Here is a 4896-nt window from a genome sequence, read left to right on the forward strand (position 1 = left end):
AGACTTTCGACGAGCTGCGGCTTCTCACGAATTTTCAGCTAGACGACCAGAATCTGCTCTCGGTCATTCTACTCGCGCAGCCCGAGATTGAACGCCGCATCGATAAACACCCGGCTTATGAACCGCTTCGCCAGCGCATCGGCGTGCGCTTCCATCTCAGCGCGCTCTCCGAAGAAGAGACGGCGCGCTACGTCCAGCACCGGCTCGAGGTGGCCGGTGCAAGTGCGCCCGTCTTTACCAGCGCCGCCATCCATGAGATCTGGCGCTATAGCGGCGGTACGCCACGAAAGATCAATAACCTGGCGGCCAACGCCCTCATTGAGGGATTCGGTCGCGAGCAGCTTCCCATTGGCGACGATGTCATCGCGGACGTCGCCCGTGAGCTGCGCATGAGCCCGGTGAAGGAGTAGGGCGAGCGGTCATGGATATCCTCAAGGCGAGAAAGAAGGCGAAGGCCAGGAAGGGCGAAAAGCCCGAGGCCGCTACGAGCCCGGAGACCCCGGTGCTCGAACAGACGCCTGCGCCTGCCGAGGAAGCGCATGAGGAGCCGGTGCTCAGCGAGACGAGCATCGATGCCGCGCTGCTTGCCGAGGAACTGGCCGCGCAGGTCGCCGCCGAGCCGGAAGAGACCATTGGCGACGCGCCGCCCCCTGCAAGCGAAGGCGAGATGCTCGACCTCGATGAGGCAATTGCCGAGCTGGAGCGCGATCAGGCAGAACGCCGCCTCTCGGGCGGTAAGGATACCGAGCAGATTCAGGAAAGCGTGGCGGACTTTCTCGCCGCCTTCGATGCCGAGGGATACGACGAAGAGGCGTCCTATCGTCACAGCTTCGTGCGCAGCGATGAGGGGGAAGACCGGCGTGAACGCTACCTCAATTTCCGCCTGGCGCGCGAGGAATACGGCGTGCCGCTTTCATCGGTTCGCGAGACCATCAAGGTGCCGCCGGTGACGAAAGTGCCGCTCAATCCCGGATATGTTGCCGGCGTGATTTCGCTTCGCGGTGCCATCATTCCGGTGATCGATCTGCGCAAGCGCCTCGGGTTGCCGGTGGAGGCGCCCACGCGAAAGATGCGCATCATCATCGTTCATCAGGAAGCCCGACAGGTGGGCCTGCTGGTCGACGAGGTGCGCGAGGTGCAGGACGTCGACCGCGAGCAGATCGAGCCGCCGCCGGCGACTCTCAACGCAGGTGAACAGGAATTCCTGGCGGGAATCGGACACACGCTCACTGCAAACGATGAGCCCGGCAAGGTGCTCATCCTGATTCGCATTGATGCCATCGCGCGCGTCGAGAGGGGGGCCGCATGAGCTCACCCGCGCTCAAGAACGAGACTGCCGCGCAGCTCACGTGCTTCCTGCTCGATGGCGATGTTTATGCCGTCGATATCATGCGCATCAAGGAAATCATCCAGGCGCAGCGCATTCGCCCGGTGCCCCAGGCGCCGCGTTATATCCAGGGTGTCATCAACCTGCGCGGCACGGTGATCCCGGTCGTCGATCTGCGCGAGCGCTTCGGCCTCGAAAAAGCCGGGGACCTGGGCCTCGCCCAGCGCGTTGTCATTACCAGCGTGGGCGGACGCATTGTCGGCTTGCAGGTCGACGCCGTTACCGAGATCCTCAAACTGCGCAACGATCAGATCGTGCGCGTTCCCTCGCTGATCAACCGGCGCGAGACGGCCTATGTCCTGGGCATCGCCATCGCGGCCGACGAGATGGTGCTGATCCTCAACATGGATCGCATCCTCTCCAGCGAGGAAGCCATCGACATGGAGAGGCTGCGCAAGGCCGCTTTCGAGAGCGCCGAGTTGCCCGAGCCGCCAAAGAAATCGTCGAATCCCGACGAGGACGCGCGGGAGCTGGCCGAGTTCATGCTGCGGGGCCAGGAGCCCGTGAGCGGCGAGCCCCCGGGGGAACCTGCTCCGGACTGGATCGACGAAGCAACGAGCATCGACGAGAACTCGCAGATCGCAAACCGCGAAAAGGCGGCCGAAGAACTGGCGAAGAGCTTTATCGAAACCGATGAACCCTCGGTGGTTGCAGGCTCGGAGCAGCAGGCCGAAGACACGGCGCAGAGCGCAGAGGGCGAGGGGGCGATGTCCGTCTCGCGGGCGTTTGCCAAGCGGAAGACGAAGACGAAGAAGAAAGCCAAAAAGGCGAGCAAGAAGACGAAGAAAGCCGGGACAACCCGGAAGAGCGGCAAGGACTAGGCTGGAGAGGCCAGGCGCGCAGGAGGCCAATGCATTGTTGAATTTGAAGACAATCCGGGGCCGGATGATCATGCACATGGTTGTGCAGATCACGGTATTTATCATCGTCATTCTGGCGACCGGCCGGGGTGTGCAGACGAGTCTGGAGGACGTGCGCGCAAACTTCCTCGACACCCTCGTCAGCAAGTCCGCCCTGCTCGGTCGCTCGGTGGAAGACGATTTCCATTCCTACGTTCAGTTCAAGGAAGTTTTCTATGACGAGGCGGTGGGCCGTCTCAAGGGTATGGTGGAGGACCCCCAGACCGAGCTTTCCTATGCGGTGGTTCTCGATGATGCCGGAGAGATTGTTTTTGCCGATCACGCCATGCGCGACCACGTTGTGCTCGATGAAAATGGCGAATCGGTTTTCGTTCCGGGAAAAACTGCTGAAGTGGCCGGCAAGGCGAAGGGATCGCTCACCGGTTTGGTGAAAATTACGCTCAACGGCCGCGAAGAAGGGCTGGAGCCCGGCAAGTTCTACTTCCGCCCCGAGGCCGAGGCCGATCCCCTTACCGGGGAACCGACCCTCCGCGTGACCATGCGTCTGTTCAAGCGCAACAAGGACGACGGCAGCTATCTCGAAGATTCCGAAGCCGGATTTCTCGTGATGGGCATTCCCAAGGCGGTCTTCGATCAGAAGATGGCCGGCGCACAGGATCTCTCGTCCACAGTGCGCATCTGGCTCGTCGTGCTGCTCTTCCTTCTGGCGGGCATCAACATGCTCGGATACATGATGCTCAGCCGGATGTTCCTCAAACCGGTCAGTCTGCTCAAGGAATCGGCCGAGGCCATCGCCAACGGCGATCTCTCCGCCGAAGTGGCCGAAGACATTCTCAGCAAATCCGACGAGGTGGGGGCGCTTGGCGGCGCGTTCCACCAGATGTCCGTCTCGATTCGGCGCATCGTGGAATCGATCCAGAATTCGGTTGCCCTCGTGATGAAGGCGACCATGGACATCTCGGCTGCGACAACCGATGTGGGCAAGGCCTCGGGCGCGCAGAGCGAGTCGGTGAACAAGACTTTCCAGTCCATGGAGGAAATCGGCCTGGCCATCGGTCGCACCGCCGAGAACGTGGACGTCCTGGCCGAGTCGAGTGAGGCATCCTCGTCGTCGATTCTTGAGCTCAACGCCATCATCGAAGAGATCGCGGAGAATGTTGAGCAGCTCGCCTCCGCTGTCGAAGATACAACGTCAAGCATTTCGCAGATGAACAGCTCGATCCATCAGGTCAAGGAAAACGTCGAGCACCTCTCCGTCGCCGCCGACGAGACGGCCTCCAGCATCACGGAAATGGACGCCACCATCAAACAGGTGGAGGGCAACGCCGAGGAATCCGCAAAGCTGGCCGAGGGCTTTGCCGAGGATTCCACGCGCGGCCTCGAAGCAGTCAATCACACCATCGAAGCGATCCAGAAGGTGCAGACCTCTTCGCAAGGCGCCGCGCAGGTGATGGAGAGCCTTGGCGTTCGCATCGAAGAGATCGGCAAGATCCTCAACGTCATCGATGACGTGGCAGAGCAGACGAACCTGCTGGCACTCAACGCGGCAATCATTGCCGCGCAGGCGGGCGAGCACGGCAAGAGTTTTGCGGTGGTTGCCGACGAGATCAAGGATCTCGCCGAACGGACGGCGGCCTCCACCGCGGAAATCGCGAGCATCATCAAGAGCGTGCAGGCCGAATCGGGCCGCGCAATTGAATCGGTGTTCGGGAGCACCCGGCTCGTTGAGGAGGGCGTGCGTCGCTCCCAGGAAGCAGGCGACGTGCTCCGGCGCATCTCGGGTTCGTCGAAGGAAGCCACTGAAATGGTGCGCAACATCGCGCGTGCCACGGTGGAGCAGGCCCGCGGCTCTGCCCAGATCACCAGCGCCATCGACAAGATCGTGAACATGGTGCTCCAGATCAACGTGGCCACGACCGAACAGGCACGTGGTTCCACCCAGATCATGGACGCCGCCCAGAAAATGCGTGAAATCACGACGCTTGTTCGAAGCGCCACGCGCGAGCAGAGCAAGGGCGCGCGCCAGATCAACGAGGCCATGGACCGCGTCATCCAGATGGTCGAGTACATCAACGGAGCAATCAAAGAGCAGCGGGGCAGCAGCTCCGAAGTGCTCTCGGAAATGGAAACCATTCGCAGCAGCATGGAAGCCAATGTTTCGGCGACCCGGGCAATGGACAGCGCAGTGGAGAATCTCCAGGCGCAGGCCGAGGCCCTCCGCACCGAAGTGCAGCGCTTCCAGCTCTAGGGAATCGATCAGGGATTGGGAACAACTCGAATGTCACAGAACGTCAACGTCAAATGCCCCTCGTGTGCGTCGCCCTATCAGTTGACGCTCAAGCCAGACATGCCGCCTCGTGTGCGGCTGCGCTGCGCGAAGTGCCAGACCATCTTCGTGGTCAAGCTGAAGGTGCCTGCTGCGGCGCCCGCTCCAGCGGCTCCGCCGCCGGCTGCGCCTGCTCCGGTGGCACCTGCGCCGGTCGCGCCGCCATCTCCGGCTCCATCTGCGGCCACGCCGGCCCCCGCGCCCGCGACGGACGGCACAGTGCATGTGCTGATCGGCAGCGAAAATGAAGAATATCGGCAGATGATTCGATCGGTGATCGAGTCCCAGACCGATTACAGAATCGACGAGAGCCCCGATGGTGA

5 protein-coding genes are annotated in these 4896 nt (G+C 61.9%); all 5 read left to right on the forward strand.

Translation table 11 applies throughout. The features are described from left to right. Window positions 1-410, forward strand: a 410-nt coding sequence (locus tag KDH09_18335; GenBank protein MCB0221661.1) for an ATPase, incomplete at its 5' end; no start/stop codon positions are given. A gap of 11 nt (window positions 411-421) precedes the next feature. Continuing rightward, complete coding sequence (locus tag KDH09_18340; GenBank protein MCB0221662.1) at window positions 422-1309, forward strand: chemotaxis protein CheW; 888 nt, start codon at window positions 422-424, stop codon at window positions 1307-1309. Continuing rightward, entirely contained in the window at window positions 1306-2208 is a 903-nt protein-coding gene (locus KDH09_18345; protein MCB0221663.1) for a chemotaxis protein CheW, read from the forward strand. The genes KDH09_18340 and KDH09_18345 overlap by 4 nt, the downstream gene beginning before the upstream one ends. Window positions 2209-2245: 37 nt before the next feature. Beyond that, window positions 2246-4495 carry a HAMP domain-containing protein gene (locus tag KDH09_18350; protein MCB0221664.1) on the forward strand — a complete coding sequence of 750 codons (2250 nt, stop codon included), beginning with the start codon at window positions 2246-2248 and terminating at the stop codon, window positions 4493-4495. Between the two features lie 30 nt (window positions 4496-4525). Beyond that, the coding region (locus KDH09_18355) for a hypothetical protein (protein MCB0221665.1) at window positions 4526-4896 on the forward strand (371 nt) is incomplete at its 3' end.

The organism is Chrysiogenia bacterium (assembly GCA_020434085.1).
GTDB lineage: Bacteria > JAGRBM01 > JAGRBM01 > JAGRBM01 > JAGRBM01 > JAGRBM01.